The following is a 26,998-nucleotide window of genomic DNA, read 5'->3' on the forward strand; positions in this document are numbered from 1 at the left end:
GAGGTGACCTTTTTGAAGAACCGAGTTGTAATTACAGGCATGGGAGCCGTTACACCTGTAGGTATTGGAACAGCTGCCTTTTGGCAGTCTTTGATTGCTGGAAAATCAGGTATTGGTCGTATTACCCGTTTTGATCCTAGTGAATATACTACGCAGATTGCGGGCGAAGTAAAAGATTTTGATCCTACTCCGTATATTGAGAAAAAAGAAGCTAAACGGATGGATCGATGCACTCAATTTGCTGTTTCAGCTGCAAAAATGGCGTTTGAGGATGCTGGTATTGACTTTGAACAAGAAGACCGGAGTCGTATGGGTACTTTGATCGGTACTGGTATTGGCGGCATGGATACGCTGCATGACCAATTTAAAACTTTATTTGATAAAGGTCCTGGACGAATTAGCCCATTTTTTGTACCGATGATGATTGCCAACATGCCTGCCGGCCAAACATCAATTACTTTTGGCTTAGAGGGCCCTTGCAGTTGTGTAGTTACTGCCTGTGCAACAGGAACCAATGCTATTGGTGATGCTTTTAAAATTATCCAACGTGGTGATGCAGATGTTATGGTTGCCGGCGGAACTGAAGCGGCCATATCACCAACAGCTGTAGCCGGGTTCTGTGCAATGAAAGCTATGTCTACTCATAATGATGAGCCCGAAAAGGCTTCTCGCCCTTTTGATGCTGACCGTAACGGATTTGTTATGGGGGAAGGTGCGGGTATAATTGTTATGGAAGCACTTGACCATGCTGTAGCACGTGGGGCTAGAATTTATGCTGAGATTATCGGTTATGGTTCAAATGCGGATGCTTACCATATTACTGCTCCGGCTCCCGAGGGTGTTCAAGCAGCTAAGTGTATGGCTATGGCACTTAAAGATGCTGGAATTGAGCCCAGCGCAGTGGACTATATTAATGCTCACGGAACATCGACTCCTCTAAACGACAAAAATGAGACATTGGCAATAAAATCATTGTTTGGCGAGCATGCCAAACAACTTAAGGTTAGCTCAACAAAATCGATGACAGGGCATCTTTTAGGGGCATCTGGCGGTATTGAAGCAATTGCAATAGTACTTGCCATTGTAAATGGTGTTATTCCACCAACGATTAACTTGGAGAATCCGGATCCTGAATTGGACTTGGATTATGTACCTAATAAAGCACAGGAGCAAGTTGTTAATGTGGCGCTTTCAAACTCATTTGGATTCGGCGGCCATAATGCAACTATCCTGGTGAAAAAATACCAGGCGTAAACGCTTTTATGAAACACGCTAAAGGAATGCTGGATGCTAACCGCCTACAGGCATTATCCGAGTTGTGCCAAACGCTAGAATTTGTGTTCAGCGATTACAAATTATTGCACCAAGCCCTTATCCATACCTCTTATGCCAATGAAACCAAAGGTGCTACTATTAGGCATAATGAACGTTTGGAATTTTTAGGCGATGCTGTGTTAGATTTAATTATTAGCTCCTATTTATTTAGCCAGTGTCCACAATTACCAGAAGGCGAACTTACCAAGGCCAGGGCTCAAGTTGTATGTGAACATACATTGGCCAAACGGGCATTGGAATTAGGCTTAGGAGAGTACCTTCTCTTAGGTAAAGGGGAAGCTTTGTCAGGTGGCCGGGAACGGATATCAATTCTTGCCGATGCGTTTGAAGCTGTTATTGGTGCTGTATATCTTGACGGCGGCTTTAGAAGTGCTGCTAAATATGTGTTAAATCAACTTAAGTCAGAATTATTTTTGGTTGAACGTGGTGATTACTTAAAAGATTATAAAACCTGGTTACAGGAAATAGTGCAAAAAAATAACGACAGCAAAATTGCGTATGAAGTGATAAGCGAACGCGGTCCGGATCATGACAAATCGTTTGAAGTAGCTGTACTCGTTAATAACGAACGTATGGGTTCGGGTTGGGGTAAAAGTAAAAAAGAAGCTGAACAGCATGCGGCTAAGCAGGCATTAGTAAAGCTTGGAACGTTAGCACAATAACAATAGATTTGGACGGCCAGCTTGGTCGTCCTTTTTAGTAGAGGTTATTATGAAACATTATATTATCCCAGTGTTTATTCCCCACTTAGGTTGTTTACATCAGTGCATTTTTTGTAATCAGAAAAAAATAACTGGTTGTCAAACACCGGTTACGGCTAACCAGGTAAGTACAATGATTTGTGAACGGTTGAACACCATTAACCAAAAGCGCTGGATTGAAGTGGCTTTTTATGGTGGCAGTTTTACGGCGTTGCCCGAAAATATTCAAAACGAATTGCTGGCGCCGGCCAGTCAGGCACTGCGAAATGGATCTATTCATGCTATTCGCCTTTCCACAAGGCCTGATTGTATCAATAAAGATATTATTGCCAATTTAATTCGCCGTGGAGTAACTATTGTTGAATTAGGTGTTCAATCACTGGATAATCATGTACTTACCAGTGCAAGACGCGGGCATGATAGTCAAACAGTGACTAATGCGGTAAAATTATTAAAAGAGTCAGGAATACATTGTGGCTTGCAGCTTATGCCAGGGTTACCAGGCGAAGATTGGGTCAGCCTAATCAAGACTGTGCGTCAGGTGAGTACACTATCCCCAGAATTTGTTCGTATTTATCCGGTCATAGTTATTGCTGATACTGTGCTTGCCGGATTATATAGTCAAGGGCGTTATCAACCGTTGTCTTTGCAACAGGCAGTGGCGCGCTCGGCTTATATGAAGTTGGTATTTGAACAGCAAGGTATCGAGGTTATTCGTACAGGACTGCAGGCTTCAGTGGAACTTGATAACAAAACAAATGTTATTTCCGGCCCGTATCATCCTGCTTTTGGCGAACTGGTAGATTCGTATATCTTTTATTTAATGGTAGCCGGATTTATGGAACAAAAATGGAGAGCTTCAGAAGATGAGTTAATTATTCGTCATCATCCACAGGATTGTTCTAAAGTGAGAGGGCAATACAATAATAATATTAATAAGCTTATGGCTGCTTATAACATAACAAAAGCTACTCTCTATGCAGATTCTTCTGTAAAAAAAGGCTGCTTGTTGCTTGAACATCATGGCCGGGTAGTTCTCTTTAATAAAAATTTGATAAAATGTATTTAAAAATCATGTAAAAGAAGGAATTTTTAGGAAATGTGCAGAATACCTTTATAGTATAGGCCCTGGAATTCAAAGGAGGAGAGCGAAAAATGGAAGTTCTTAAAGTATCTTCACAATCAAATCCCAAATCCGTAGCAGGCGCTCTGGCAGCAGTTTTGCGGGAAAAAGGAACCGCAGAAGTGCAGGCAGTAGGTGCAGGGGCGGTTAATCAGGCTATTAAGGCTATTGCGATTTCACGTGGTTTTGTCGCTCCCAATGGCATTGATTTGGTCGCCATACCCGCTTTTGCGGAAATTTCGATTGACGGGGAAGAGCGTACCGCAATTAAATTTATTGTTGAGCCCCGGTAACTAGAGGGAATTTAATGTGAAGAAGCCTGTTTGCATATGCAGCAGGCTTTTTTATATCACTTGTATTACCTTACTGCCCGTGGTAAAATTTTGATTGATCTAAATTACAGGTAAGGGTGATTATTGTGCTATTGCGCAGACTTGAGGCCTATGGTTTCAAATCGTTTGCCGAGAAAATTGAATTAGAATTTGGGCGAGGAATTACAGCCATCGTAGGCCCGAACGGCAGTGGAAAAAGCAATATTTCTGATGCTATTCGTTGGGCGCTCGGTGAGCAGAGTTTGCGTACTTTGCGGGGCACAAAAATGGAAGATGTTATCTTTGCCGGTAGTACTAAACGCAGGCCATTAGGAGTAGCCGAGGTGTCCTTGGTTTTTGATAATAGTGATGGGCAACTACCGCTGGCGTTTAATGAAGTTATCATTACCAGACGAGTATTTAGATCAGGAGATAGCGAATATTATATTAATAAGACTGCCTGCAGATTAAAGGATATCCATGAAATGCTGGCCGATACAGGGTTAGGCCGCGAGTCAATGACGGTAATTGGTCAGAATAAAGTGGATGAAATATTGAGTAGTAAGCCAGAGGAGCGACGGTTGTTATTTGAAGAGGCTGCAGGAATAACTAAGTATAAGCAACGTAAACGGGATGCATTACGTAAACTCGAGGATGCGGAACAAAACCTTACCAGGGTACAAGATATTATTGCGGAACTGGAAACCCAGCTTGAACCTTTAAAAGAAAGCGCCGCCAGGACGGTTACTTTTAATAAATTACGTGCAGAACTAATAGCCTGTCAGGCGACTGTGCTTTTGGAACGGTTAGAAAAAGCCGACAAGTTGGTCGAAAGTGCTGATCTTGAGCAGACCCATTTGACCGATCAGCGTATTGCCATTACTACCCAGTTAACCTCAGCCGATAATAGAAAAGAGTCATTGACATTGCAAATTGCTCAAGCGGAAGAGAGACTTATCTATAGTGACCAGGCAATAACGGCAATGGCCACCGAAAGTGAGCGTATAGACAGTCGAAGTGGAATACTAACAGAACGAATTGAGCAGGCTCATAAGGCGGAAGCAAGAATTAGTGGTGAAGTTGACCGAATAACAAACGAATATGTGGCGGCAGGCTCGAAGCTTGTTGATTTGCAAAGCGACCTAGATGTCAAACAGCAACAAGTCCTAATAATCCAGGGATGGGTAGCTGAGAAGGATATTCGTAATGATGAGCTGCTTACCAGTATTAAGCAAATGGAAAGTCAATTAGAGGCTGGACAGGAGCAGACCTTCGATCATTTACAGCAGGTAGTAAATGCGCGCAATTCGCTACGCATGTTTGAACGTGATGCGGTCGCGTTAATGGGAAAACAGGATATTCTTGCTAAAGAATATCATGTTTATTTAAAGCAACAGGCTGAATTTAGTACTAAGGAAAGTCAACTGCATAATGAGGCTGAATATTTGGCGACAGAGCAAAAAGAACTGCAAGGACAGACTGTGCTGTTGCGTAAGGATGCAACTCAGTTGGAAAACCAGCTTGCTACTATAAGCGAGAAGGAGCGCGAAATTGCCGGTATCATCCAGGAGCAGTCATCCCGGTTAACTGTTTTAACAAGTATGCAGTATGAACTAGAAGGGTTTGGCCGGGCCATTAAGGGTATACTAAAGAGCCAGTATTCTTGGAAAAGTGGTATTTGTGGTGCGATTGCTCAGTTATTCTCTGTACCTGATAAATATGTTAATGCGATTGAAGTAGCATTAGGCGGCGCTCAACAGCATATTGTTACCGATACTGATCAAACAGCCAAACAGGCGATTACGCTTTTAAAATCACAAAATTTGGGGAGGGCAACATTTTTACCTTTAAATACAATTAGAATCACTAAACCCAGAGATTCGGAATTGTTAGCGGCTAGTCAACCAGGTGCGTTAGGTTTTGCTGCAGAGGTAGTTAGTACTGATGAGCGGTATAAGCCTGTAGTTAACTTTTTGCTGGGACGGGTAATTATTGCCAAAACCATTAATGCAGCGCTGGAAATTGCCCGTAATAGTGGCTTTTCAGTGAGAATTGTAACTTTGGATGGTGAGTTGGTGAACCCCGGCGGGTCATTGACGGGTGGAAGCAGGGGAAGGAAAGAAGCCAGTTTTATTGCCAGAACCAATGAAATAGATACACTTAAACACAGCTTAGAAAGATTAAGCGAAAAACGGATAAATTTTCAACAGGAAAAAAACGTTAGTAGTACTGCGATGGCTGAAGTTAATTCCAAGCTTGGCTGTGTTGAAGTTAGACTAAAAGAAATAGAACTTCGTCAAACCGAACTTGCAATTCATATTGATAGAAATCAAGTTGATGCCCAAAAATGTGAGTTGGCACTTAAAACAATTAGCAGCGAGATAGCCGAGTGTCAGCAACAGGCTGCTGCGTTTCAGGATAAAATTACGCAAAGTAAGTCAGCTCTTGTTCGCTTGGAAAACCAGGAAATTAGTCATAAGTCTCAGGTTGTTGATTGGCAAAACCAAGTTAAGTCGATGAAATATGAACAGCAGGTATTGAATGCAGAGTTAACTGATGCCAGGAGTAAACTGAGTGCAGCTACCCAAGAGATAGCAGTTACTGATTCAGCCTGTCAGCAGGTTAAAGAAACTCTAGTGTCGATGGCTACGCAATTGTCTCGTCTCCAAAATGAGAAAAAACAAATTCAAGCTGAGGCTGGCCAGGCGCAAACCGAGCTTGCCTCATTGGCAGAATGCAAGGAAAAGCTGCAGCGTGATAAATGTCAATTAACTGATACTCGTCAGGCACAGTATGCTGCCAAGCTAGAGCTATTGTCAGGTATGCAAAAATTAGATAAAGAAACTAAAGATTTACGCCGTCAGAGTAATGAGCTTCAGGCACGGCTTCATGAAATAGAGCTGCTTATCGCCAAATATGGTTATGAAGCAGAGAATTGCCGTGAGCAACTTGCCGGACAGCTTGCTTTGACTATTGAGGAGGCTCGTGCATTAAAGAGAACAGACAGTATCGATGGACTGCTTAAGGCAATAACTTATTTGGAAAGTCAGATTGCGGCTCTTGGTTTTGTTAATCCGGCAGCTATTGATGAATACAATAAGATACAAGAACGATATTCTTTTTTACATGAACAGACAGGTGATTTACTGCGAGCTAAAGAGTATCTGACATCGATAATTAGCGATATTGATACAACTATGTCAAAGCAGTTTAATAAGGCATTTAAGGCCATTAACCTATCTTTCGGTGATGTATTTGTTAGGCTATTTGGTGGCGGACGAGCAGAACTTGTGCTTATTGAGCCAGGCAATATTCTTAGTACAGGAATCGATATTATTGTGCAGCCGCCAGGAAAGAAGTTGCAAAACTTGGCACTTTTATCAGGTGGCGAGCGCTCGCTTACTGTAATAGCGCTTCTATTTGCTATTTTAACGGTTCGCCCAGCCCCGTTTTGTGTAGTTGATGAAATTGACGCAGCACTTGATGAGGCCAATGTAGAGCGGTTCAGCGAATTTTTGCAAGACTATGCTCAAAGTACACAGTTTATTGTTGTTACCCATCGCAAGGGTACTATGGAAGCGGCGAGTGTATTACATGGTGTAACCATGGAGGAATCTGGAATATCCCGATTAGTTTCGGTGAAATTTATTGAAAAAGCAGGATAAAATATACTATTAGTTTGGGGGAAATGACAATGGGGTTTTTTGATAAATTGAAAGCTGGATTAGAAAAGACGAGAAAAAGTTTTACGGAAAAAATAGAACAATTAGTTATCGGTTATGCTACCATTGAAGACGAATTACTGGATGATTTGGAAGCAGTTTTACTTTCTGCAGATGTCGGGGTGTCAACCACCACCAAATTAATGACAGAAATTCGTAATGGAATTAGAAATAAACAGATTAATTCTCCTGATGATTTAAAACCATTTTTACAAGATAAAATTAATACTATGTTGCTTTGCAAACACCACGCAGAACCAATAGAAAATGATCCACCGACTGTTATACTGATTGTTGGCGTAAATGGAGTTGGCAAAACAACAACTATTGGTAAGTTAGCCAACTATTATCATGAATCCGGGAAAAAGGTACTTATTGCTGCCGCAGACACCTTTAGGGCAGCGGCAATTGATCAACTCGAAATATGGGGACAACGGGCCGGTACGGAAATTATTAAGCATGCCGAAGGATCAGACCCGGCAGCAGTGGCTTTTGATGCTGTTCAGGCTGCCAAAGCCCGGAAAGTAGATATTGTAATGATTGATACTGCCGGACGTTTGCATACCAAAGCAAATTTGATGGAAGAATTGAAGAAAATCAATAGAGTAATAGCAAAAGAGATACCGGCGGCACCACACGAAACCCTACTTGTGCTAGATGCTACTACCGGTCAGAATGCAATTAGTCAGGCAAAACTATTCGGTGACTCGGTTGCCCTTACTGGTGTAGTACTAACTAAATTAGATGGTACTGCTAAGGGTGGGGTAGTAATTGCCATTAATAATGAACTTAGTCTGCCCGTCAAATGGATAGGAGTGGGTGAAGGGGTCAATGACCTCCGACCATTTGCTGCTGCTGAATTTGCTGCTGCTTTATTTTCTGACAAGTAATTTTACTTGACACAACTTTTTGTTTTTGATATAATCTGCAATGTAAAGGATTTTTACTTGCCAGGTAAGCAGGTGAATGTATGGACCACATGTTAAATAAAGTTTTGCGAGTGGGACAGTTGTACGATTTTTACAATGCACTTTTAACGGAAAAACAGCGTGACTGTCTTAATATGCATTATCTACAGGATTTATCGTTGGCAGAAATCGCTGCAGAATTCAGTGTATCAAGGCAAGCAGTACATGATATCTTAAGGCGAGCGGAACAAACCTTGGAAGAATATGAACAAAAGCTAGGTTTGGCTGCTCGTTACAGGCAAGAACGAAAACTACTAGTTGAGGTTGTTGGTAGTTTAGAGCAATTACCACATTCTGTGAAGATATTACCTGAATTAAATCAAGCAATAATTACGTTAAATTCGTTGCTAGAAGACACCCGGGAGGTGTGACATATATATGGTCTTTGAAAGTTTGGCTGACAAACTTCAGCAGACATTTAAGAAGCTGCGCGGTAAGGGAAAATTATCTGAAAGTGATGTTGTAGAGGCACTTAAAGAGGTGCGGATGGCCCTCTTAGAGGCTGATGTGAACTTTAAAGTAGTAAAAGATTTAGTTGCTAAAATTAAAGAGCGGGCTATTGGCCAGGAAGTGCTGGAAAGCCTGACACCTGCTCAACATGTGGTAAAGATTGTAAATGAAGAATTAACTAATTTAATGGGGGGGACCCAAAGTCGTATTGCTATTGCATCACGGCCGCCGACAGTTATTATGTTGGTTGGTTTGCAAGGGGCAGGCAAGACGACAACCGCCGGAAAGCTGGCAAATCTTCTAAAACGTCAGGGAAAACGACCGCTTATGGTAGCGGCTGACGTCTATCGTCCGGCCGCCATAAAGCAGCTGGAAGTATTAGGCGAACAACTTGAAATTCCCGTATTTACTATGGGGCAGGATAATCCGGTCAACATTGCCAAGAAAGCTGTTAATCAGGCATTGATGATGGCTCGTGATATCGTGATTATTGATACGGCAGGCCGTCTGCATATTAATGAAGAACTCATGGGTGAACTCAAATCCATTAAGCAAACAGTTAAGCCTCACGAAATACTGCTGGTAGTTGACGCTATGACTGGTCAAGACGCAGTTAATGTTGCTGAGTCCTTCAACAATGACCTGGGTATTGATGGTATTATCCTGACTAAGCTTGATGGTGATGCCCGTGGTGGTGCTGCTCTCTCGATCAAGGCCGTTACCGGTCAGCCAATCAAATTCGCTGGTATGGGCGAGAAGCTGGATGCGTTGGAACAATTTCATCCTGATCGTATGGCTTCACGAATTTTGGGTATGGGCGATGTTCTCAGCCTTATTGAAAAGGCTGAATCAACCATTAACTTAGAAAAAGCACAAGAAATGCAAAAGAAGCTTCGTAAAGAAGAATTTACCTTAGATGATTTCTTGGAGCAAATAGAACAAGTCCGCAAATTGGGGCCACTTGATCAAATCCTGGGTATGTTGCCTGGCATGGGTAAGCTCAAAGGGCTGCAGGGATTGGATATCGATAATAAAGAAGTCAAGCATATCATCGCCATCATTCACTCTATGACGACTAAGGAACGTCGTGACCCAGCTATTATTAATGGCAGTCGTCGCAAGCGCATTGCTATCGGCAGTGGCACAAGGGTTCAGGATGTCAATCGCCTGTTAAAGCAGTTTGTTGAGGCTAAAAAGATGATGAAACGGTTGAAAGATATGCAAAAAAGTGGCAAAAAGCCAAGTTTTAAACTTCCCTTTATGCAATGATTTTTCTCAAAATAGTTAGATATTCTGTAAAGGAGGTGACTTATAATGGCAGTTAAAATTCGTTTAAAGCGTATGGGCGCAAAAAAACGTCCTTTCTATCGTGTAGTAGTGTCTGACTCTCGTTCGCCGCGGGATGGAAGGTTTATTGAAAATCTGGGGCATTACGACTCGACTACTGAACCAGCAGTAATCAAGATTGACGAGGAAAAAGCCATCGCATGGCTCCAAAAAGGTGCTCAACCTACTGATACTGTTAAAAATCTATTCAGCCAAACCGGCATCCTGAAAAAATGGGATGAAGTAAAGCGCTCTAAGAAAGAAGCATAGAAACGAGGCGTGATAACTACATGAAAGAATTAGTCGAAGTTATCGCCAAGGCATTAGTGAAAAACCCGGAACAAGTCAATGTTAACGAGACAAATGATAATGCGGGTACAGTCTATGAACTGCATGTCGCCCCTGAAGATATGGGAAAGATAATTGGTAAGCAGGGACGTATCGCCAAAGCTATTCGCACTGTAGTTAAAGCTGCTGCCACCCGGGAAAACAAACGAGTAATGGTAGAAATACTATAAGTAAACTGTTAATCTGATGACCGAAGGGGTGGAGCAAATGGCTAATATCGAGAACTTGACAATTAAGTGTCCGGTGACCATTAAAGCAAAAGTAACCGAAGATCTTAAAGCACAAGTGGCAGCTGAAATTCAGGAAGCCATTAAAAAGGCGGATCTGGAACTTCAGCAAATTGATTTTCATGCTAAACGTATGATGAGTGAACAGGCAAAGCAAGATGCTCAAGGTCTTGTTGGTCTTCGTCAGCAGATTGATGCTGAGCGGCAAAAACGCCTTGAATTTAAAAACCATATGTTGGATAAGTTGAAAGACACAGCCCAACTGGAAATCGGTGCGGAAATTGTTCAGGGTACTATGGATAGAGTCGTTACTATAAACATTGGCGATGATCTTCATAAACTGATGGCAACTGAAATTTTGCTTGAAGATGGCAAAGTCATTGCCTTTCGCAGCTAATATGCCTAAAGCCGAGTTGATTACCATCGGTAAAATTGTTGCCCCGCACGGTGTGCGGGGTGACGTTCGTATAGTACCGCTGACCGATTTTCCCGACCGATTTTATGATCTTACTAAGGTGTTTGTTGATGATGTTGGTGAGCTTACATTAGAGTCGGCCAGACAACACAAAAAGTTTATTTTACTCAAATTTTTGAGGCTTGATTCTATCAATGATATTGAGCACTTACGTGGCAAATTGATTAAAATTAGGCGTGAAGATGCCGTCAAACTGCCTGAAGGCCGCTATTTTATTTTTGATATTATTGGGCTCAATGTATTTACTGAAGAAGGCAATTTACTGGGAACAATAACTGATGTACTGCAACCAGGCAGCAACGATGTTTATGTTGTTAAGCAACAAGACAAGAGTGAATTGTTAATCCCTGCCATTAAAGAAGTTATTAAGAAAATTGATATTTTAGGTAAGCAAATGATAGTTAAACTGCAGGAAGAAATGGAATAAACAGAGGATAGTTATGCGTATTGACATTATTTCACTATTTCCCGAAATGTTTACAGGTCCGCTAGGTCATAGCATTCTAAAACGAGCGCAGGACAATGGGCTTATCGCTATTCATGTAACAAATCCCCGGGATTTTACTTATGACAAACATCGTATTGTAGATGATGCCCCCTTTGGCGGTGGAGCAGGTATGGTTATGAAGCCTGAGCCAATATTCCGTGCAGTGGAAAGTGTAGTAAGTGCTAATAACGCTTTACGCAGGCGGATAATTCTTATGTGCCCAGGAGGACAGTCATTTGACCAGGCGAAAGCCCGGGAACTTGCCGGGTATGAACAACTGATATTTCTTTGCGGTCACTATGAAGGTATTGATGCCAGGATTCGTGAACATGTGGTTGATGAAGCAATTTCCATTGGCGATTATGTACTAACAGGTGGCGAACTACCTGCTATGGTAATTACTGATGCCGTGGCTCGCATGATCCCAGGTGTTCTTGGCGCTGACGATAGTGCGCAGCACGATTCTTTTTATAATGGCTTGCTGGAATATCCGCACTATACACGCCCGCGTGAATTTAACGGTTGGGAAGTACCGGAAATACTGCTTTCCGGAGATCATGCTAAAATTGAAAAATGGCGACGTAAAGAATCGCTGCGGGCAACTATGGAACGTCGACCGGATTTAATGAATAACGTTGAGCTAAATCCTCTTGATGATAAACTTTTGCAGGAAATAAAGTCTGAACAGGCGGGAGGCTGAATATGGCAATGCCTGTATATTTAGGTTTAGTACATTATCCGATATATAATAAAAATAATGAGATAATTACGACTGCTATTACTAATTTTGATATTCATGATATTGCCCGAACGGCTCGAACTTATAACGTGCTAAAATATTTTATTATTCATCCCCTTGAGGCACAAAAGGCTCTAGCTGAAGAAATTATTAGTTATTGGCAAGAAGGGTATGGGGGACAGTATAATCCTGATCGTAAAGAAGCGCTAAGCATACTGGAAGTTATTCCAGATATTGCGGCGGCAGTTGATTATATTGCAGCAAAGGAAGGAATGCCGCCCATAATAGTTACTACCGATGCCCGTAACTATGACAATACTGTTTCCTATGCTAAACTTCGCCAGCAACTTAGTGATACCGATAGACCATTCTTACTCTTGTTTGGTACTGGTTGGGGCATAGAGAATTCAGTAATGAAGCAATTTGATTATATATTAGAACCTATTTATGGGCCAGGAAATTATAATCACTTGCCTGTTCGTGCCGCTGTCGCGATCATTCTTGACCGCCTGTTAGGTGAATACTGGTGGAAAAACACGTAAATCACAGTTTTTTAGTTTGAGTTGCTGGTTAATATGTGATATAATACGTTTTGTGAAATACGGACGGTCCTCTGCATATATCCTCTGCATATAGTACGAACGTCTGATATAAGGAGGAAAATCAAATGAATATTATTGAAATTTTGGAACAAGAACAATTGCGTCAGGACATCCCGTCCTTTAAGCCAGGTGACACCGTGCGCGTACATGTAAAAGTTGTTGAGGGCACTCGTGAACGTATTCAGGTTTTTGAAGGCGTGGTCATTAACCGTCAAGGCTGCGGTGTACGAGAAACTTTTATTGTAAGACGCGTTTCCTATAATGTTGGTGTAGAGCGTACTTTCCCAGTACATTCTCCCCGTATTGAAAAAATTGAAGTAATGCGTCGCGGTATTGTTCGCAGAGCGAAGTTATACTATCTGCGTAATCTTACTGGTAAAGCAGCACGTATCAAAGAAAAACGCTAATTCAATGTGTTTAGGGACTGATTTCAGTCCCTTTTCTTAATTCTCCTAACAGAATTTATATCGCCACAGGGGCACCATCTCTATTCGAAGGAGGAAGGCTGTGAGTAATACTAGTGAGGAAATAAAAGACTGGGTAATATCTATTATCATAGCCATATTGCTGGCGTTTTTTATCCGGTATTTTATTGTTGAACTATATATGGTCGAAGGACCGTCGATGCGACCAACGTTGGTAGATGGCGAACGTCTTGTTGTCAATAAGTTTATTTATCGTATTAAAACACCCGAAAGAGGCGAAGTACTGGTATTTCGCTATCCTCGTGATCCCAGCCGCGATTTTATTAAACGGGTAATAGCAGTAGCTGGGGATACTGTCGAGATAAAAGACGGCAGAGTATTTCTTAATGGGCAGCTTTTAAATGAGCCTTACATATTAGAACGGATTAAGGGTTCTTATCCTGCGGCAACTGTTCCACAAGGGCATATTTATGTAATGGGCGATAACCGCAACAATTCCGAAGACAGCCGTTTTAAAGATGTCGGTTTTGTACCGCTAGAACTCATAAAGGGAAAAGCAGTTACTATTTTTTGGCCTCTTGACCACATAAAAACATTGCCGTAGCTATACACTAGAGATAGTATTTGTTTTTTCAAGTAAGGAGTGTGATACAATGCACATTCACTGGTTTCCCGGTCATATGACCAAAGCACAACGTATGATTCGCGAGCAGCTGAAGCTGATTGATGTTGTAATAGAACTATTAGATGCCCGTATTCCTTTAAGTAGTGCAAATCCTATTATTGCTGAACTTGTAGAGGGCAAACCTAAAGTAGTGGCACTAAATAAAGCCGACCTTGCAGAGCCAGTACGGACAGTCGAGTGGGTTAGCTATTTCCGCCATTTGGGATTTACAACAGTAACGCTTGATTCCGCCAGTGGTAAAGGAACCAAAGAACTGGCAAATAAAGTTGAACAAGAGGCCAGTGAAAAAATTGCTAAATTAGCTGCCAAAGGGATAAAAGGACGCGCTGTACGAGCTATGATTTTAGGTATTCCCAACGTAGGCAAATCTTCACTTATCAATCGTCTGTTAGGTACGGCAACAGCGAAAACAGGGGATAAACCCGGTGTGACACGCGGGCAGCAATGGCTAAAAATTGGTAAAAATCTTGAATTACTGGACACTCCGGGTGTACTATGGCCGAGGATGGATGATCAGGAAGTTGCTGTTAAATTAGCTGTAACGGGTGCAATTAAAGATGATATCTATGATATGGAGAAAGTTATCCTGAATTTACTCGAAATACTTAATGCGCGTTACCGTGACCGCTTATGTGAACGTTATAAACTTACTCCAGAGCAGTTAACTGAAGATACAAATGAGCTGCTTGCTTTAATCGCTGCCAAACGGGGCTGTTTGCGGAGCGGCGGTACAGTAGACTGTGAGAAGGCGAGAAGAATGATTCTTACTGATTTTCGTTCAGGAAAGCTGGGGAAATTCACACTGGATATTCCTGTAGAAAATCCTGAAACAGAGAAATGTTCTAATAAATGAAATAGTATTCTTGTAATAAGAGAAAAGGCTTGGCTTGTGCCAAGTCTTTTCTTAGATTCAATAATATACAATTAAATTATGGGCAATAACATAATTGTAAGCGGCGATAATAATATTTCTATTAAAGACTGCTTCAGGAGTGTTTCCATAATAGGCTCCACCTGGCATGTTGCCGTGTGATTCATACAAACATTTTTCCGGGGAATCGCCCCAAAGTTGATCACTAATTAGCCAAACAGATCCGTCTTGGTTCCATTGATTACTATTTTTACCAAAAGAGCATTTAAAAGTGAAAGTTTGTTTTTCAAAGTTAATTTTATTATCAAAGGTTTGACTTCTTAAGTTGGCTAAAGAATCTTTATCTGGTATGCAGATTAAAGTATATGTCATTTCGAAAAATGATTCTTGCTCAGTCTTAGAAATAACTTTCACTTTTAATGATTCGGTGTGAAGATACTTAGTATAACCATTTTCTGTAACAGTGTATACATCTTCGGCAAAACATACGTTGGTTACCATGGCAAAAATAATCATAAGTAAAAATTTTTTCATTACACATTCCTCCTCTTAAAACAATTCTTTGTTTTAATGTAGAATCCTTCCTGGCGGCAAGGTAGGAATATGGCAGATACTGCTTGATTTTGCAGGGCTCAGCTGTAATATCGTGGAATAATATACTAAACAATAAGTTGAAAGGGCGGGGTTGATTTTGATACGGATCGGGGTAATTGGACAGTCAGGCGAAATACCAGCAGAAACATGTGTATTAGCTGAAGAAATAGGTAAGGAAATTGCGTTGCGCGGTGCAATTCTTATTACTGGCGGGACAAGTGGGGTAATGGGTGCAGTATCACGGGGAGCGAAACAAGCAAATGGGCTGGTCGTAGGTATTCTTCCTGGCGATAATGTGGAAGTTGCGAATGAGTTTATAGATATCCCTATTTCGACGGGACTGAGTTTCGATTACAGAAGTCTAATCTTAGTGCATTCTTCTGATGTAATAATCATGATAGCCGGAGGCAATGGTACTCTAGGCGAGTTATCTGCAGCCTATTTAAACCGTAAGCCTGTCGTAATTGTCGAAGCTTCTGGTGGGTGGGCTTCAAGAGTACGGGGGATGGCCTACGAGGGTTCCTATCTGGATGAGCGAAAGTGGGTTAAACTGGACTACGCAAATACTGCTGCAGAGGCACTTGATATTGCGCTGAGTCGGATTTGAGAGCAAGGTGTCAAGCCTCACAGGGGCGTTAAGTAACCATGTGACTATAGAAAGGAATATTATGGATTCTAAAGACCTATTTGCATATTGCCTAACAAAGCCAGGTGCCGTAGAGGATTATCCTTTCGGTCCCGATGTCATTGTTATTAAAGTAGCAGCCAAAATATTTGCACTACTATCACGTAAAAATGGACAGGACAATCTTTCATTAAAATGTGATCCTGGCTATTCGGAGATTTTGAGAGAACAATATCCAAGCATAACTCCTGGTTACCACTTGAATAAACGCCACTGGAATACGTTAATAATCGACGGTAGTATTCCAGAAAGAGAAATAAGAGAGTTAATCGACCATTCCTATGATCTGGTATATAAATCACTTCCGCGAAGAATGAGGGCAAGATACCAAGCTAAGTGGTAATTTTAACCATTAATCACTTGATTATTCAGATAATAATTTTTGCAATTTCAGCTGAATTTGGCAGGAATTTTATATATTTAAAAGAAGTTATAAATTGGAAAAGTTGGGTAAGAATTTGATTAAGATCGGTTCAGGTGGAGGGGATTATTAATTCCCATCTATACGAAAGTAGTAAAAGAAGTAATAAGACTGGGAACAGGGTTATTCCGAGGATCATTGTCCACTGGACGCAGAGACATAATAAAAACATTAATTTGATGAATAACAGGGAAGGAGAGAAACGTAACTTAATATTAGCCTTCTAAACGACAGTATTAAGGTGTACTGTGAGTTTACACGGGAATTTAAGCCTCCGGAGCATCACATCAAACGATAGTAGGTTTGCCGAGGTCGGATGCGTTGAACGAGGAAGCAAACATAAACTTTTTATAAAGTTTTATAAGTTTTTGCGTAACGGTGACGTTTGCTATGGTAGTAATAGACGAGAGAGTTTGCCAAGTAATACTGGTTCAACCGGGAGAAAATGAAAAAATGCAAGGAATAGTAACTTCCTGGGAGAAACAAAAAGGAGAATGGAAACAAATATCTTCAACAATAAAAGCATCGCTGGGAAGAAATGGGATACTTTCATCTGGGGAAAAGAAAGAAGGGGATGGGTATACACCGGGTGGCGTTTATGACATTAAACGCGCATTTGGCTATGACACATTTATTACAAAACTGCCATATATTCATCTGACTCAAAATGATTATTGGGTTGATGATCCGGCTTCTGCAAACTATAATCGATTGGTACGGCAACGTCCATTTTTGGGATCATGCGAGAAGATGAAGCGAGATGATAATTTATATAAAATAGGCTTTGTGATTGAATATAATACTGAAGCAAGAGCAGCAGGCAAGGGAAGTGCTATATTCGCACATATTTGGCGGAGTTATGATAGTCCTACATTAGGCTGTGTTGCGATGAGCGAGAAAGACCTGGCTGAATTGCTGGAATGGCTGGATCCTTTAAAAAATCCCGTGATAATAATAAGTCAGGGAAAAATGGAGAACTTCCTATGACCTAGGGCAGACTTGTTGGACACTTAGTTAAAAACACATAAGGAGATGCTTTTTTTTTGCACTTATTTTCAAAGAAAATGAACCAAGTAGTAACGTTAATTTTATTCTTTATCCTGGGACTGAGTTATATCGCCTTAACTTATTTTCAAGGTATACCAGTTCTAAATTACCATCAAATCAATAACGAAAACCATAACGTATTAACGCTTAGTGATACCGAGTTTGAAGCACAAATCAAGTATTTATATCAAGAGGGGTATACCGCTATTTCACCAGAACAGCTAGCGGACTATTTGCAATATGGAAAAGAGCTTCCCAATAAACCGATTTTGATTACTTTTGATGACGGCTATGAGGATAATTATCAAGTAGCCTATCCAATTCTGCAAAAATATCATTTTAAAGCGACGATATTTTTAATTACTGATTTCGCGGGGAAATATAGCAGATATTTAACGTGGCAGCAAATAAGGGAAATGAGTGATAACGGTATTAATTTTGAAAGTCACACGTTAAGTCATATTATATTGCCCAAGGCTTCAGATGAAGAGGTTTATGCCCAATTGGTTAATTCTAAGAAGGCATTGGAATGGAGGCTTGGGAAAAAAGTTGAATACTTAGCCTATCCGGGAGGAAAATACGACCAACGAATTATTCAGTTAGCAAAAGAAGCTGGGTATCGAGCCGCTTTTACTGTGAATTTTGGACGGAATAGGATGAATTCTACAATGTATACCTTAAATCGAATTCCTATTTTCGGGGGCGGGACGCATACATTTTTTCATTTTTGGCTGCGCCTAAAGTTTACACCAGTATTTAATGCTTTGCAGGAGTTTAAGATTTTTTTACTCAACCAAGGTAATACTTTTCTTGCTGGGTTGATTTATATTCCTTAAATAATTAACTGTTGGTATACGGACTGTAGCTTGAACGGCTATTTTCATTTTCCAAACATTTCTAAGGAAATTCTAAAAATAGGGATATATAATTCTAACTATACCATACCTATTATGAACACTTCTCCAACCCAGCGACTTAGCTGGGCTATTTTTTTGATTGCCGTGAGAGGTGGGGCAGGATTTGCAGTCTTCACCGCAGAATAACTAAAACATCTGAAATTGGAGGTATTTTACTTTTGGACACGGCACAGATGACAGTCGCGCAAATTACTGCGTTATTATCAGAGCAGGAAATTTCATTAGAAACAATAAACAGACTTAAAATGGATGCCCGTATTTCGGTAAAGCGTCTTATTGATAGATGGGAGACTCATCTTCGGCAGGCTCAGCGCGAGCGTGAACGGATTGCAGCTCTATATGAATATGAACGGCAGCTAAATAATGACGGTTACAGTCTGGTGGCCGGAGTCGATGAAGCCGGCAGGGGACCATTGGCTGGCCCTGTAATGGTTGCTGCTGTAATTTTACCGCCAGATTGTTACTTGCCAGGGCTAAATGATTCCAAAAAATTAACATCGTCTCAACGTGAAAAATTGTATGAAGAAATAAAAAATACCGCGATTGCAGTAAATCGGTGTGCAGTGAGCCCTGAAATAATTGATGATATTAATATTTATCAAGCTACAATAAGGGGAATGTATAGTGCGATTGCTGGTTTGTTACCAGTACCTCAGGCTGTATTAATTGATGCGGTACCATTACCTGAATTGCTTATACCATCGAAATCCATTATCAGTGGCGATCAGGTTAGTGCTTCTATTGCGGCGGCATCCATTATCGCGAAAGTAGAACGGGACCAAATCATGAATGAGCTTGACTGCCGGTATCCAAAGTATGGATTTAGCCGTCATAAAGGATATGGTACTCAAGAACATATGGAAGCGCTTGCTAAATACGGACCTTGTCCATACCATCGGCAGAGCTTTGCCCCGGTTAAAGCTGTTGCGATTGCAACTGGCTGTGCAGAGTAATTGTTGTACTACTAAGGAGATGAGACTATGCCAGATACTAAGCGTGACAAACTACCTAAAGCAGTTGCACTTAAATATAATGAACAGGACGGTATTGCGCCTAAAGTTGTAGCAAAAGGGGCAGGTGTTGTTGCTGGGAAAATAATACATTCGGCTATGGAGCATGGGGTACCTATATATCAGAATAAAACATTAACAGGCATGCTGATGGCTGTTGAACTAGACAGAGAAATACCGCCGGAATTATACCAAGCGGTGGCTGAAGTATTAGCGTATATTTATCGTTTAGACCAGCGTTTAGGCAATCGGCAGTTCTAAAGTTATTGGAGGAGATAATGAATCATATCGCGACAGGTGACAAAGGCGAACAGTCTGCTGCCAGTTATCTAAGTAAACTGGGATATGCAATTATTGCTACCAAATATCGTGCTAAAACTGGCGAAATAGATATCATTGCGAAAGATAAAGACTGCCTAGTGTTTGTGGAAGTAAAGACTAGACGTTCGACGATTTATGGGTTTCCGGCAGAAGCCGTTAACTTTAGAAAACAGCAGAAAATAATAAATACTGCATTATGTTTTTTAAATCAGCGTAAAATCACCGATTGTGCCTGCAGGTTTGATATTTTGGAAGTGTATCTAACAAAAGAATCAATTCAATGTAATCACATAATAAATGCGTTTGGCAGCTGAACGGATAATAGTGGTAGGAGTTGAGTTGAAAAATGAAAATTGGTGCACGCGTTATTAAAACAGGTATAGCTGTTGCAATTACAATGTTTATCTGCAAATATCTTGGTTTGGAACCAGCTTTTTTTGGTGCTGTTTCTGCCGTGATAAATATACAACCATCAATATTTTTGACCTTGAGGGCCGCGCGGGATCAAATTTTGGTCCATCTACTGGGGGTTACGGCAGGTTTCTTTTTTGGCTATTTTCTTGGGGTTAATCCGTTATCAGCAGGCTTAATAGTAGTTTTACTTATACCAATATATATAAAGTTTAAACTACATAGCGGCATAACCATGGGTATAGTTGCTGCTCTTTTTGTTTTAAGTTCTAGCACAGAAGAGTTTTTATTTCATGCCCTTGCCAGATCAGGAGTAATTTTTGTCGGTCTTGGTTCGGCTATGCTTATCAACGTATTGTTATGGCCGCCAAAGTATAGCAAACTACTTAAAGAGAAACTGAGAGAAAGCAACGAGGCGGCAGTTCTTTATTTTTGCCGGGCGGTACAGGATTATGTTGGCCTTGACAGCGGTGAGCTTCATATAGATACAGAACAATGTAAGCGGGTTAACAAACTAAATAAGGAAGCACGAATACTGTTGGATTTGCTTAGTAGAGAGCGCCAAGTGGTCGCTGAATCATCTGAACACAGAGAGTGGGTTTTATTAGCTAAAAAACTACTTGAGTACAATGAATCAATTACTAAGAAAGGTGACCGGATCTTTGATCTTTTGCCTACACGATTGGATCGAAGAATTAAATCTGGTACTCCACCTATCAGTGAGGAATTTAGAGCGATTTTACAACTATTAGAAAGCGGTTGCACAATAGTTATTCGTGTCAATGGAAAAATTAGATCTGTTATTCTTGATGGCGGTACCGCAAACCCGGAGGAAATCAGTGAAGAGTATTGGGAAAGCTTAACTAAGGCAATTGAGCAATGGCAACCCAGACTTTCAGGCAGCTATTATTTGCATGGGTTACTTGAAGTGGCTGTAACGGCAAATGAAATCAAGTGGGCTACGCGGCAAGCCAAGACATTACTCCAGGAAAGCGTTGAAAATAGGTGATATTTATTTGACAAATCTTCCTGAAATATTACAATGTTAGTTAGTACTAACTAATAGGGGGCTATATGCAGACAGAAAATCTATCAACCCGGGAGAAAATCTTGCAGGCGGCGACGGAGCTTATTGTGGATAAAGGATTTAAGGAGACGACGACGAAGGATATTGCAGCTTCCGCCGGTGTGAGCGAGATGTCGGTATTTCGCCATTTCGGCTCGAAAAAGGCGATCCTTGTAGCGATCATGAAGCAGTATTCCTTTGAGTATCCTATAGAAAACGGTCTTCGTGAGCAGTTGATCTGGGAATTGGAGCATGATCTGTTGCTCTTGGCGGAGATGCAATATTATTTTAATTTACGCAATGAAAAGGCTATCCTTATCCGCTTCAAGGAAAGTAAGAATTTGCTTGCTTGCAATATCGATGTAAAAAGGGATCCGAGCTTGCTCAAGGAGTTTCTCGTGTGGTATTTTGACGAGATGTACGCGCAGGGCAAGATTCTCAAGGCGGATAATGAGAAACTTGCAATTCATTTCATGAGTTTTAACTTTGGTTTGTTCTGTAACAAAATGTTGGATGTATATGGTCCGATCAGTGCTATCAGCAAAAAAAAAGAAATCATTTTTGGCGCAAAGTGTTTTGCGCGTGGAATACAGCCGTAATATTTTTAGCGATTCTGTGTTAGTTATTGCTAACTAACATTTTGATTTAGGAGGATAATTTTATGACAGTACAAAATAAAAAGAGTCAGGTCTGGCTCACAATTCTTTTAGGGTTACTTGCAGCGCTTGCACCGCTTTCGATGGATATGTATTTACCCGCGCTACCGCTTATGACGGATGAATTTGGCGTTGCTACATCGATGGTCCAGCTCACGCTTACAGCGACGATGGCGGGTATGGCCATCGGGCAGATTGTCGCTGGCCCGGTCAGCGACATGAAAGGCCGCCGCAGACCGCTCTACGTTGGTCTTTTTGTTTTCGCGCTTTCGACGCTTATCTGCGTATTTGCGACGTCCATTTGGGTATTCCTTGCATTTCGCTTTATTCAAGGGCTTGCCGGTGCAGTCGGCATTGTCATCGCACGTGCGATTGCACGTGATGTCTGCGAGGGCCCGGAACTCACAAAATTTTTCTCGATGCTTATGCTCGTAAACGGATTGGCACCGGTCCTCGCGCCGGTTGTCGGCGGACAGATTCTGCTTGTGGCCTCATGGCGGGGAATCTTTGCCTTTCTCGGATGCATCGGTTTGGTGCTTACTGTCGCATCTTTTATCTTTACGGAAACGCTGCCCGCGGAAAAGCGTATCGCAGGTATCAAGTCGAGCTTCATGAGTTTTGGCAGACTGCTGAGTGATCGGTATTTTCTTGGTCATTGCCTCATGCAGTGCTTTTCGTTTGGAGCGTTCTTTGCTTATATTTCGGGGTCATCCTTTGTGTTTCAGAATATTTATGGTGTCTCAGCGCAGGTCTATAGCGGGATTTTCGGGGGGATTGGTGTGGCCATCATGATAGGCGGTGTGTTGAGTGGACGCCTGGCGGGACGTGTATCGGACGCAACGATGCTACGGCGATCGCTCGTGCAGGCATTTATGGGCAGTATTCTTCTCCTGGGCTGTTTCTGGTGGAAGGCTCCGCTGGGTATCGTGCTCATCGCGCTGCTTTTTACGATTCCAACGATATCCGTTATGGGTGCGACGAGCTTTTCGCTTGCGATGCGGGCACATGGCAAGAATGCAGGCAGTGCTTCAGCACTCATCGGTTTTTTTTCGATGATCTCGGGCGGAATTATGGCTCCGCTCGTAGGTAGCGCCGGGAGCAGCAATGCAATGCCGATGGCAATCATCATGCTGCTCGGTGAGGCAGGTGCACTGCTGTTCTTTTATCAGATGATCGCTCCGGCACATCGTAATGAGAATTGTCTGGGTCTGGTGCAAAAAAAGTCCTAGGATATAGGGATAAGTATTACTTACCACCCAATACAATATAAAGCATAAGCAAAAAACCTAAGACAATAACCCAATTCATAAAACCCGAAGATTTCGGCTGCCGAGTACGTGCAGCTTGGATGCGTTCCCGGGCTTTTATTCGTTCGAGTTCTTCCTCGTAGATTCTTTGTTTCTCCTTTCGTGTAAGCGGCACGGGATATCACCTCTATGCAAAAATGTTTTTACTTTTTCGCCACCCAAACCCATCGGCGGCGTACACTGGCCGCCAAGTTTATCGCCGTTAAAACAGCTGTATCATTGGTGCCACCAACTATTACGGCATTTCCTACATAAATTTGTAGATTAGTAAAGCTGATATTAAAAGTACACAAGCAGCAATAATAACTTGTTTCTTTGAATTTGTTTCTTTTTGTTTTATGCCTGTTTTTTTCGGAGATGAGCTTCTTTAATATCATTGAAAGTAGGTTGATTACCGCTGGCTGTTTTAATTATTGGTTTACCGCAGTTGGGGCATATATTAGCAGTATCGGGGCATTCATATCCGCAATATAGACATTTAATCATAGGAACTCCTTTTGATTTCAGAAATAGAATTATCTTCTTTAATATATATCCTAATTTTACCACAAAAAAATAACATTTGAACTTTTTTAAGGAAGATAAAAAAGGGGCCGTGTTAAACGTAAAAACGCCACTCTGCAGTATAGGAATGGCGTTTTATTAAACTCTTTTGAATTCCCTATATCTTACAGGGGATAGATTAGTTTGTCTTGAAAAGATGCAGAGATTTGTTAAGAAATGTAAGAATGCAGCAGGACAAACGGTTCAATATAAAGAAATACCCATAAATTACTAGGAAGTAGGCCCAGGGAGTGAACTGTATTAATATTAATTGTGACGCAGACAGATTAGTGATTTTTTATGAGTTGATAAGATTTATGGGGGATCTATGGACATCAGCATTTTGAGTGCATTAGAAAAAATAGATATTAGATACAATGATTTGGAAACACAAGAAGAAATTATTTATTCGAGCTTCATTGATTCGATTGGCGAAAAGTCTATGTTTATCTTGTCTCCATTTCGAGAAGACAAGAAAATGCAATCCCACATTGGTGATATAATCGAAGCGAGAATTACGGCTGAGGAATGTGCCTATTTTTTAAAAGCTATTTTGCTTGGGTATAGGTGGGATGTAATTTCTTTGTGGGAGATTTCTCTGCCAGTTGATATTCAACGGACTCAAATGCGTGAATATGTAAGACTAAAGATTTGCTTAGAGGTTCTACTGGAATTTCTAGATGAACATTGTCAAAGAAAAGTAATAAAAACATTCACAAAAGATTTTAGTGCTGGTGGATTGCAGGTTGCTATGCCAGTAGCACCACCTGCAGATTCAAAGGTTATGGTTACGTTATCCTTGTGGGAACAATCAACATTGAAAGTGAAAGGGGAATTTGTTCGTATTAAATACCCCAAAACAGCATCCCAGAAACATTTTGCATCAATTAAGTTTTGCGAACTAGACGCTAAAATGACCAATAAAATTGCAAAATATATTTTTGATAAAGAAATTGAACGGCGGCAAAAAGAACGAAGTCTGTTTACATGAATTTCACTTGTGAGGGTAGGCCCTAACTAGTTTACCTTGCAGCCTTTGCTGACAGTCAGAACTTTTGCTGCCAGGATACATTGTAGGTTCTTCCCGGCATGGTGTATCCGGCTTCCTGGTATTCCTTGTCAAAAAGATTGCATAAGGCCAGACTGATGGCTGATTGTCCGCGCTCTACCCGGAAAGATAAATCGGTCGTGGAATAACCTGCCAGGCGGAGCGGTCCCGCATACTGCTGTCCGGTGTAATGGCTATCAAGGGCAACAAAAAATCCGTCTTTTTGATAATGCAGACCACAGGTAATGGTGTTCTCAGGCAGGTTCTTCAGTTTGGGGGAGGCATCCAGGCGGTCACCACTCTTGGTGCCTTTTTGACGGGAAAAGGTAGCAGCTATACTGAAGTTAGGGTCAAAAATATAATCGGCAGAGAATTCCAACCCTTTAATTTTGGCATTGTCAATATTATATGTCGGATAGTAGCCTTTGGTGGTATACCGGGAGATCAGAATATTGATGTAGTTATCAATGTCATTATAGAAACTAGTAAAGCGCCAGGAAAAATGGTCGCTAGCCTGTTTGCGCCAGCCAAGTTCAAACGATTTTCCCTGTTCTGGCTCAAGGTATCCAAAAGCCTGCTGCCACTCTGACTGGGAGGTAAAACCCAGGGCTGCCGACAGTAATCTGGGGCTGCTGCCCGTACTCCAATTAGAATAATTATAGCTCCACCGGAAATAATCGGCCGGTGTCGGGGGGCGAAAAACGGCGCTGGCACTGGCATAGACAGTATCCCGGCTGCTGAGGGCGTGGGTAATGCTGAGTTTGGGGCTGAAATAATTTGTATTATTGCTATAGGGTTTTGCTGCCACTGTTGTGTCGAATACATTCATGGTAAATTTATAGAAGTCGTATCGTGCGCCTAGTCCAATGGTCCAGTCCGGCGTTATGTTCCAGTTGTCCTGAACAAAGAGGCCGCTGAATTTGTGATCCAAAACCGATTGGGAAGAGGTTAGGTCATACTTCATTGTTTGGTATTGTAACCCATACGCCAGATGATGGTTGCCAGCCGTCACCGACTGCTGCCAGTCAAAGCCGCGGTTACTCAAATCCGATTCCCAGTTTTGTTTCAAGGCAGGGTCGGCAGCCGTGCGCACCCATTCGGTCCGGAATTGCGTATTTTCGTACAGGTTTATTTTGCTTGCAGCGGTTTTGTAGTTGAGGGCATAATTGTTTGTCCGCCAGAAGCGGTAGCTGCCGTCAATCCAGGCAAGACCTGTCGTCTCAAATAATTTCGGCGGATCGTTAACAACCGGATAATCGGGATTATACCCGTTGGGTGATTTTGCGTTATTGCCGGTGATAATTCCTTCTTTGCGAATGTCATGTGTTAAAGTAAAAGACAGGGTATCCTGCTTATTGATTTTGTAATTTAGGTCAAGGTTGGCATTTTTATCGTCACTCCAGTTGTTGCGGTAAAAACCGTCAGACGTATTTTTGCTGCTGCCGACGACCCAGGAAACCTTGCCGTCAGGCGTAGTGCCCTGATGGGTAAGGGTCAGTTTCCGGGTATTAAAGCTGCCATAACTAACTTTGCTTTCGGTCCCGGTTTCCCCGGGTGTTTGGATAGTTACCAAATTTATAACACCGCCCCAGGTACCGGCGTAGGCTGCTGAACTGGCACCGCGAATAATCTCTATTTTTTGGATAGTGGCAACTGGAATGGAATCCCAGGCGAACCCGCGGCCCAGCATTAACCCGCCTTGATTTTGCAGAACATTACCGTTAACCGATACCAGAAACCGTTCGCCGCCTACGCCGCGCAGCGTGATCTGGGTACCGGAATTCGGGTTGAATAGTACGGTAAAACCGACAAGGTCACGCAAAAGGTCGGTAACATTGTTAATTTGTCCGGCATCAATTTTTTTCTTGACGTCCACGGTCGTTTTTTGGATGGTTTCAAGGTCTTCAGCTGTTTTTGTACCCATTACATAAATGGTTTCGAGCGCATATTCCGGAACTGACTTTACTTCAGTCGCCATGGCCTGTGTTATCGGGAAGGTCAGTGCACAGCAGGCAGTCAGTCTTAAGAGCAACTTGTGCCAGGTATGCTTTTTGGTATGAGAAGGCATAGATTCACCACTTTCTGCAACAACTTTTTCGATATAGTTCGAAGATTTGTAACAGTATTCGTGGTTTGCGGAGTATTTCCCTCCAAAAATAAAGAATTAAATACATGAT

At 41.7% G+C, this 26,998-nt stretch carries 33 protein-coding genes; 29 read left to right on the forward strand and 4 right to left on the reverse strand.

All coding sequences use genetic code 11. The features are described 5' to 3' along the window. The first annotated feature begins 12 nt into the window (after positions 1 to 12). The 17 genes from fabF to ylqF all read left to right on the forward strand — a co-directional run bounded on the left by fabF (position 13) and on the right by ylqF (position 14,777). The gene (fabF, locus tag AC1ECB_RS05185; protein WP_485667740.1) at positions 13 to 1,254 is read left to right on the forward strand and encodes a beta-ketoacyl-ACP synthase II; all 1,242 of its coding nucleotides are present in this window, start codon (positions 13 to 15) and stop codon (positions 1,252 to 1,254) included. An 8-nt stretch (positions 1,255 to 1,262) separates the two neighbouring features. Further along, positions 1,263 to 1,997 (forward strand): ribonuclease III, encoded by a 735-nt coding sequence (gene rnc, locus AC1ECB_RS05190; RefSeq protein WP_021167516.1) that lies wholly within the window; start codon positions 1,263 to 1,265, stop codon positions 1,995 to 1,997. Positions 1,998 to 2,046: 49 nt separating this feature from the next. After that, positions 2,047 to 3,105 (forward strand): elongator complex protein 3, encoded by a 1,059-nt coding sequence (locus tag AC1ECB_RS05195; protein WP_485667741.1) that lies wholly within the window; start codon positions 2,047 to 2,049, stop codon positions 3,103 to 3,105. A gap of 86 nt (positions 3,106 to 3,191) precedes the next feature. Continuing rightward, complete coding sequence (locus AC1ECB_RS05200) at positions 3,192 to 3,452, forward strand: stage V sporulation protein S (RefSeq protein ID WP_021167518.1); 261 nt, start codon at positions 3,192 to 3,194, stop codon at positions 3,450 to 3,452. A 125-nt stretch (positions 3,453 to 3,577) separates the two neighbouring features. Further along, positions 3,578 to 7,135: a chromosome segregation protein SMC gene (gene smc, locus AC1ECB_RS05205; protein ID WP_485667742.1), complete on the forward strand. Its 3,558-nt coding sequence runs from the start codon at positions 3,578 to 3,580 to the stop codon at positions 7,133 to 7,135. Between the two features lie 29 nt (positions 7,136 to 7,164). Beyond that, on the forward strand, positions 7,165 to 8,082 hold the full coding sequence (gene ftsY, locus AC1ECB_RS05210) for a signal recognition particle-docking protein FtsY (protein WP_485667743.1): 918 nt from the start codon (positions 7,165 to 7,167) through the stop codon (positions 8,080 to 8,082). Positions 8,083 to 8,162: 80 nt separating this feature from the next. After that, on the forward strand, positions 8,163 to 8,531 hold the full coding sequence (gene ylxM / locus AC1ECB_RS05215; protein ID WP_485667744.1) for a YlxM family DNA-binding protein: 369 nt from the start codon (positions 8,163 to 8,165) through the stop codon (positions 8,529 to 8,531). 7 nt (positions 8,532 to 8,538) lie between these two features. Beyond that, the gene (ffh, locus tag AC1ECB_RS05220; RefSeq protein WP_485667745.1) at positions 8,539 to 9,879 is read left to right on the forward strand and encodes a signal recognition particle protein; all 1,341 of its coding nucleotides are present in this window, start codon (positions 8,539 to 8,541) and stop codon (positions 9,877 to 9,879) included. Positions 9,880 to 9,924: 45 nt separating this feature from the next. Continuing rightward, positions 9,925 to 10,206: a 30S ribosomal protein S16 gene (gene rpsP / locus AC1ECB_RS05225; RefSeq protein ID WP_021167523.1), complete on the forward strand. Its 282-nt coding sequence runs from the start codon at positions 9,925 to 9,927 to the stop codon at positions 10,204 to 10,206. 20 nt (positions 10,207 to 10,226) lie between these two features. Further along, complete coding sequence (locus tag AC1ECB_RS05230) at positions 10,227 to 10,454, forward strand: KH domain-containing protein (RefSeq protein ID WP_021167524.1); 228 nt, start codon at positions 10,227 to 10,229, stop codon at positions 10,452 to 10,454. Positions 10,455 to 10,491: 37 nt separating this feature from the next. Then, a complete protein-coding gene (locus AC1ECB_RS05235; RefSeq protein ID WP_021167525.1) occupies positions 10,492 to 10,908 on the forward strand; it encodes a YlqD family protein in 417 nt (138 codons plus the stop codon). Then, on the forward strand, positions 10,892 to 11,413 hold the full coding sequence (gene rimM / locus AC1ECB_RS05240; protein ID WP_485667746.1) for a ribosome maturation factor RimM: 522 nt from the start codon (positions 10,892 to 10,894) through the stop codon (positions 11,411 to 11,413). Before AC1ECB_RS05235 ends, rimM begins: the two co-directional genes overlap by 17 nt. 13 nt (positions 11,414 to 11,426) lie before the next feature. Then, entirely contained in the window at positions 11,427 to 12,173 is a 747-nt protein-coding gene (gene trmD / locus AC1ECB_RS05245; protein WP_485667747.1) for a tRNA (guanosine(37)-N1)-methyltransferase TrmD, read from the forward strand. Between the two features lie 2 nt (positions 12,174 to 12,175). After that, positions 12,176 to 12,754, forward strand: a complete 579-nt coding sequence (locus tag AC1ECB_RS05250) for an RNA methyltransferase (RefSeq protein WP_485667748.1) — start codon at positions 12,176 to 12,178, stop codon at positions 12,752 to 12,754. Positions 12,755 to 12,879: 125 nt separating this feature from the next. Next, the gene (gene rplS / locus AC1ECB_RS05255) at positions 12,880 to 13,221 is read left to right on the forward strand and encodes a 50S ribosomal protein L19 (protein WP_094605484.1); all 342 of its coding nucleotides are present in this window, start codon (positions 12,880 to 12,882) and stop codon (positions 13,219 to 13,221) included. Between the two features lie 100 nt (positions 13,222 to 13,321). Then, on the forward strand, positions 13,322 to 13,843 hold the full coding sequence (gene lepB, locus AC1ECB_RS05260; RefSeq protein WP_485667749.1) for a signal peptidase I: 522 nt from the start codon (positions 13,322 to 13,324) through the stop codon (positions 13,841 to 13,843). Between the two features lie 49 nt (positions 13,844 to 13,892). Beyond that, positions 13,893 to 14,777, forward strand: coding sequence for a ribosome biogenesis GTPase YlqF (gene ylqF / locus AC1ECB_RS05265; protein ID WP_485667750.1), 885 nt, complete (start codon positions 13,893 to 13,895; stop codon positions 14,775 to 14,777). Between the two features lie 57 nt (positions 14,778 to 14,834). Here the strand turns inward: ylqF and AC1ECB_RS05270 are convergent, their stop codons facing one another. After that, positions 14,835 to 15,329 carry a hypothetical protein gene (locus AC1ECB_RS05270; RefSeq protein ID WP_485667751.1) on the reverse strand — a complete coding sequence of 165 codons (495 nt, stop codon included), beginning with the start codon at positions 15,327 to 15,329 and terminating at the stop codon, positions 14,835 to 14,837. Positions 15,330 to 15,486: 157 nt separating this feature from the next. On the opposite strand from AC1ECB_RS05270, the gene AC1ECB_RS05275 reads away from it, so the two are divergent. From AC1ECB_RS05275 to AC1ECB_RS05320, 10 genes are all read left to right on the forward strand, one after another. Then, positions 15,487 to 15,996 (forward strand): TIGR00725 family protein, encoded by a 510-nt coding sequence (locus AC1ECB_RS05275; protein WP_485667752.1) that lies wholly within the window; start codon positions 15,487 to 15,489, stop codon positions 15,994 to 15,996. Positions 15,997 to 16,057: 61 nt separating this feature from the next. Next, complete coding sequence (locus AC1ECB_RS05280) at positions 16,058 to 16,417, forward strand: MmcQ/YjbR family DNA-binding protein (RefSeq protein ID WP_485667753.1); 360 nt, start codon at positions 16,058 to 16,060, stop codon at positions 16,415 to 16,417. A gap of 468 nt (positions 16,418 to 16,885) precedes the next feature. Next, positions 16,886 to 17,482, forward strand: a complete 597-nt coding sequence (locus AC1ECB_RS05285) for a L,D-transpeptidase family protein (RefSeq protein WP_485667754.1) — start codon at positions 16,886 to 16,888, stop codon at positions 17,480 to 17,482. A gap of 56 nt (positions 17,483 to 17,538) precedes the next feature. Further along, complete coding sequence (locus tag AC1ECB_RS05290) at positions 17,539 to 18,378, forward strand: polysaccharide deacetylase family protein (protein ID WP_485667755.1); 840 nt, start codon at positions 17,539 to 17,541, stop codon at positions 18,376 to 18,378. Positions 18,379 to 18,617: 239 nt separating this feature from the next. Then, complete coding sequence (locus tag AC1ECB_RS05295; RefSeq protein WP_485667756.1) at positions 18,618 to 19,412, forward strand: ribonuclease HII; 795 nt, start codon at positions 18,618 to 18,620, stop codon at positions 19,410 to 19,412. Between the two features lie 27 nt (positions 19,413 to 19,439). Next, positions 19,440 to 19,730, forward strand: coding sequence for an EscU/YscU/HrcU family type III secretion system export apparatus switch protein (locus tag AC1ECB_RS05300; protein ID WP_485667757.1), 291 nt, complete (start codon positions 19,440 to 19,442; stop codon positions 19,728 to 19,730). 17 nt (positions 19,731 to 19,747) lie between these two features. After that, positions 19,748 to 20,104, forward strand: a complete 357-nt coding sequence (locus AC1ECB_RS05305) for a YraN family protein (RefSeq protein ID WP_021167539.1) — start codon at positions 19,748 to 19,750, stop codon at positions 20,102 to 20,104. Between the two features lie 32 nt (positions 20,105 to 20,136). Beyond that, a complete protein-coding gene (locus tag AC1ECB_RS05310) occupies positions 20,137 to 21,210 on the forward strand; it encodes an FUSC family protein (protein WP_485667758.1) in 1,074 nt (357 codons plus the stop codon). A 65-nt stretch (positions 21,211 to 21,275) separates the two neighbouring features. Further along, entirely contained in the window at positions 21,276 to 21,866 is a 591-nt protein-coding gene (locus AC1ECB_RS05315; protein ID WP_485667759.1) for a TetR/AcrR family transcriptional regulator, read from the forward strand. A 62-nt stretch (positions 21,867 to 21,928) separates the two neighbouring features. After that, positions 21,929 to 23,152 (forward strand): multidrug effflux MFS transporter, encoded by a 1,224-nt coding sequence (locus AC1ECB_RS05320; RefSeq protein ID WP_485667760.1) that lies wholly within the window; start codon positions 21,929 to 21,931, stop codon positions 23,150 to 23,152. A gap of 16 nt (positions 23,153 to 23,168) precedes the next feature. Here the strand turns inward: AC1ECB_RS05320 and AC1ECB_RS05325 are convergent, their stop codons facing one another. Continuing rightward, positions 23,169 to 23,345, reverse strand: coding sequence for a hypothetical protein (locus AC1ECB_RS05325; protein ID WP_485667761.1), 177 nt, complete (start codon positions 23,343 to 23,345; stop codon positions 23,169 to 23,171). 14 nt (positions 23,346 to 23,359) lie between these two features. Here AC1ECB_RS05325 and AC1ECB_RS05330 point away from each other — a divergent pair, with 14 nt between their 5' ends. Continuing rightward, a complete protein-coding gene (locus tag AC1ECB_RS05330; RefSeq protein WP_485667762.1) occupies positions 23,360 to 23,485 on the forward strand; it encodes a hypothetical protein in 126 nt (41 codons plus the stop codon). An 81-nt stretch (positions 23,486 to 23,566) separates the two neighbouring features. On the opposite strand, the gene AC1ECB_RS05335 is transcribed toward AC1ECB_RS05330, so the two are convergent. Continuing rightward, on the reverse strand, positions 23,567 to 23,716 hold the full coding sequence (locus tag AC1ECB_RS05335) for a zinc-ribbon domain-containing protein (protein ID WP_485667763.1): 150 nt from the start codon (positions 23,714 to 23,716) through the stop codon (positions 23,567 to 23,569). Positions 23,717 to 24,101: 385 nt separating this feature from the next. Here AC1ECB_RS05335 and AC1ECB_RS05340 point away from each other — a divergent pair, with 385 nt between their 5' ends. Next, positions 24,102 to 24,764 carry a flagellar brake protein gene (locus AC1ECB_RS05340; RefSeq protein WP_485667764.1) on the forward strand — a complete coding sequence of 221 codons (663 nt, stop codon included), beginning with the start codon at positions 24,102 to 24,104 and terminating at the stop codon, positions 24,762 to 24,764. Between the two features lie 55 nt (positions 24,765 to 24,819). Here the strand turns inward: AC1ECB_RS05340 and AC1ECB_RS05345 are convergent, their stop codons facing one another. Further along, the gene (locus tag AC1ECB_RS05345; RefSeq protein WP_485667765.1) at positions 24,820 to 26,889 is read right to left on the reverse strand and encodes a TonB-dependent receptor; all 2,070 of its coding nucleotides are present in this window, start codon (positions 26,887 to 26,889) and stop codon (positions 24,820 to 24,822) included. Between the last annotated feature and the right edge of the window lie 109 nt (positions 26,890 to 26,998).

This window comes from Sporomusa sp. 246TCP1, assembly GCF_057319775.1.

Coding starts and splice junctions, on each gene's coding strand:
- rnc (WP_021167516.1), top strand. CDS start 1,263: ATGAAACACGCTAAAGGAATGCTGGATGCTAACCGCCTACAGGCATTA.
- AC1ECB_RS05195 (WP_485667741.1), top strand. CDS start 2,047: ATGAAACATTATATTATCCCAGTGTTTATTCCCCACTTAGGTTGTTTA.
- AC1ECB_RS05200 (WP_021167518.1), top strand. CDS start 3,192: ATGGAAGTTCTTAAAGTATCTTCACAATCAAATCCCAAATCCGTAGCA.
- ftsY (WP_485667743.1), top strand. CDS start 7,165: ATGGGGTTTTTTGATAAATTGAAAGCTGGATTAGAAAAGACGAGAAAA.
- ylxM (WP_485667744.1), top strand. CDS start 8,163: ATGGACCACATGTTAAATAAAGTTTTGCGAGTGGGACAGTTGTACGAT.
- ffh (WP_485667745.1), top strand. CDS start 8,539: ATGGTCTTTGAAAGTTTGGCTGACAAACTTCAGCAGACATTTAAGAAG.
- rpsP (WP_021167523.1), top strand. CDS start 9,925: ATGGCAGTTAAAATTCGTTTAAAGCGTATGGGCGCAAAAAAACGTCCT.
- AC1ECB_RS05230 (WP_021167524.1), top strand. CDS start 10,227: ATGAAAGAATTAGTCGAAGTTATCGCCAAGGCATTAGTGAAAAACCCG.
- AC1ECB_RS05235 (WP_021167525.1), top strand. CDS start 10,492: ATGGCTAATATCGAGAACTTGACAATTAAGTGTCCGGTGACCATTAAA.
- trmD (WP_485667747.1), top strand. CDS start 11,427: ATGCGTATTGACATTATTTCACTATTTCCCGAAATGTTTACAGGTCCG.
- AC1ECB_RS05250 (WP_485667748.1), top strand. CDS start 12,176: ATGGCAATGCCTGTATATTTAGGTTTAGTACATTATCCGATATATAAT.
- rplS (WP_094605484.1), top strand. CDS start 12,880: ATGAATATTATTGAAATTTTGGAACAAGAACAATTGCGTCAGGACATC.
- ylqF (WP_485667750.1), top strand. CDS start 13,893: ATGCACATTCACTGGTTTCCCGGTCATATGACCAAAGCACAACGTATG.
- AC1ECB_RS05270 (WP_485667751.1), bottom strand. CDS start 15,329: ATGAAAAAATTTTTACTTATGATTATTTTTGCCATGGTAACCAACGTA.
- AC1ECB_RS05280 (WP_485667753.1), top strand. CDS start 16,058: ATGGATTCTAAAGACCTATTTGCATATTGCCTAACAAAGCCAGGTGCC.
- AC1ECB_RS05285 (WP_485667754.1), top strand. CDS start 16,886: ATGGTAGTAATAGACGAGAGAGTTTGCCAAGTAATACTGGTTCAACCG.
- AC1ECB_RS05300 (WP_485667757.1), top strand. CDS start 19,440: ATGCCAGATACTAAGCGTGACAAACTACCTAAAGCAGTTGCACTTAAA.
- AC1ECB_RS05305 (WP_021167539.1), top strand. CDS start 19,748: ATGAATCATATCGCGACAGGTGACAAAGGCGAACAGTCTGCTGCCAGT.
- AC1ECB_RS05310 (WP_485667758.1), top strand. CDS start 20,137: ATGAAAATTGGTGCACGCGTTATTAAAACAGGTATAGCTGTTGCAATT.
- AC1ECB_RS05315 (WP_485667759.1), top strand. CDS start 21,276: ATGCAGACAGAAAATCTATCAACCCGGGAGAAAATCTTGCAGGCGGCG.
- AC1ECB_RS05320 (WP_485667760.1), top strand. CDS start 21,929: ATGACAGTACAAAATAAAAAGAGTCAGGTCTGGCTCACAATTCTTTTA.
- AC1ECB_RS05330 (WP_485667762.1), top strand. CDS start 23,360: ATGCAAAAATGTTTTTACTTTTTCGCCACCCAAACCCATCGGCGGCGT.
- AC1ECB_RS05335 (WP_485667763.1), bottom strand. CDS start 23,716: ATGATTAAATGTCTATATTGCGGATATGAATGCCCCGATACTGCTAAT.
- AC1ECB_RS05340 (WP_485667764.1), top strand. CDS start 24,102: ATGGACATCAGCATTTTGAGTGCATTAGAAAAAATAGATATTAGATAC.
- AC1ECB_RS05345 (WP_485667765.1), bottom strand. CDS start 26,889: ATGCCTTCTCATACCAAAAAGCATACCTGGCACAAGTTGCTCTTAAGA.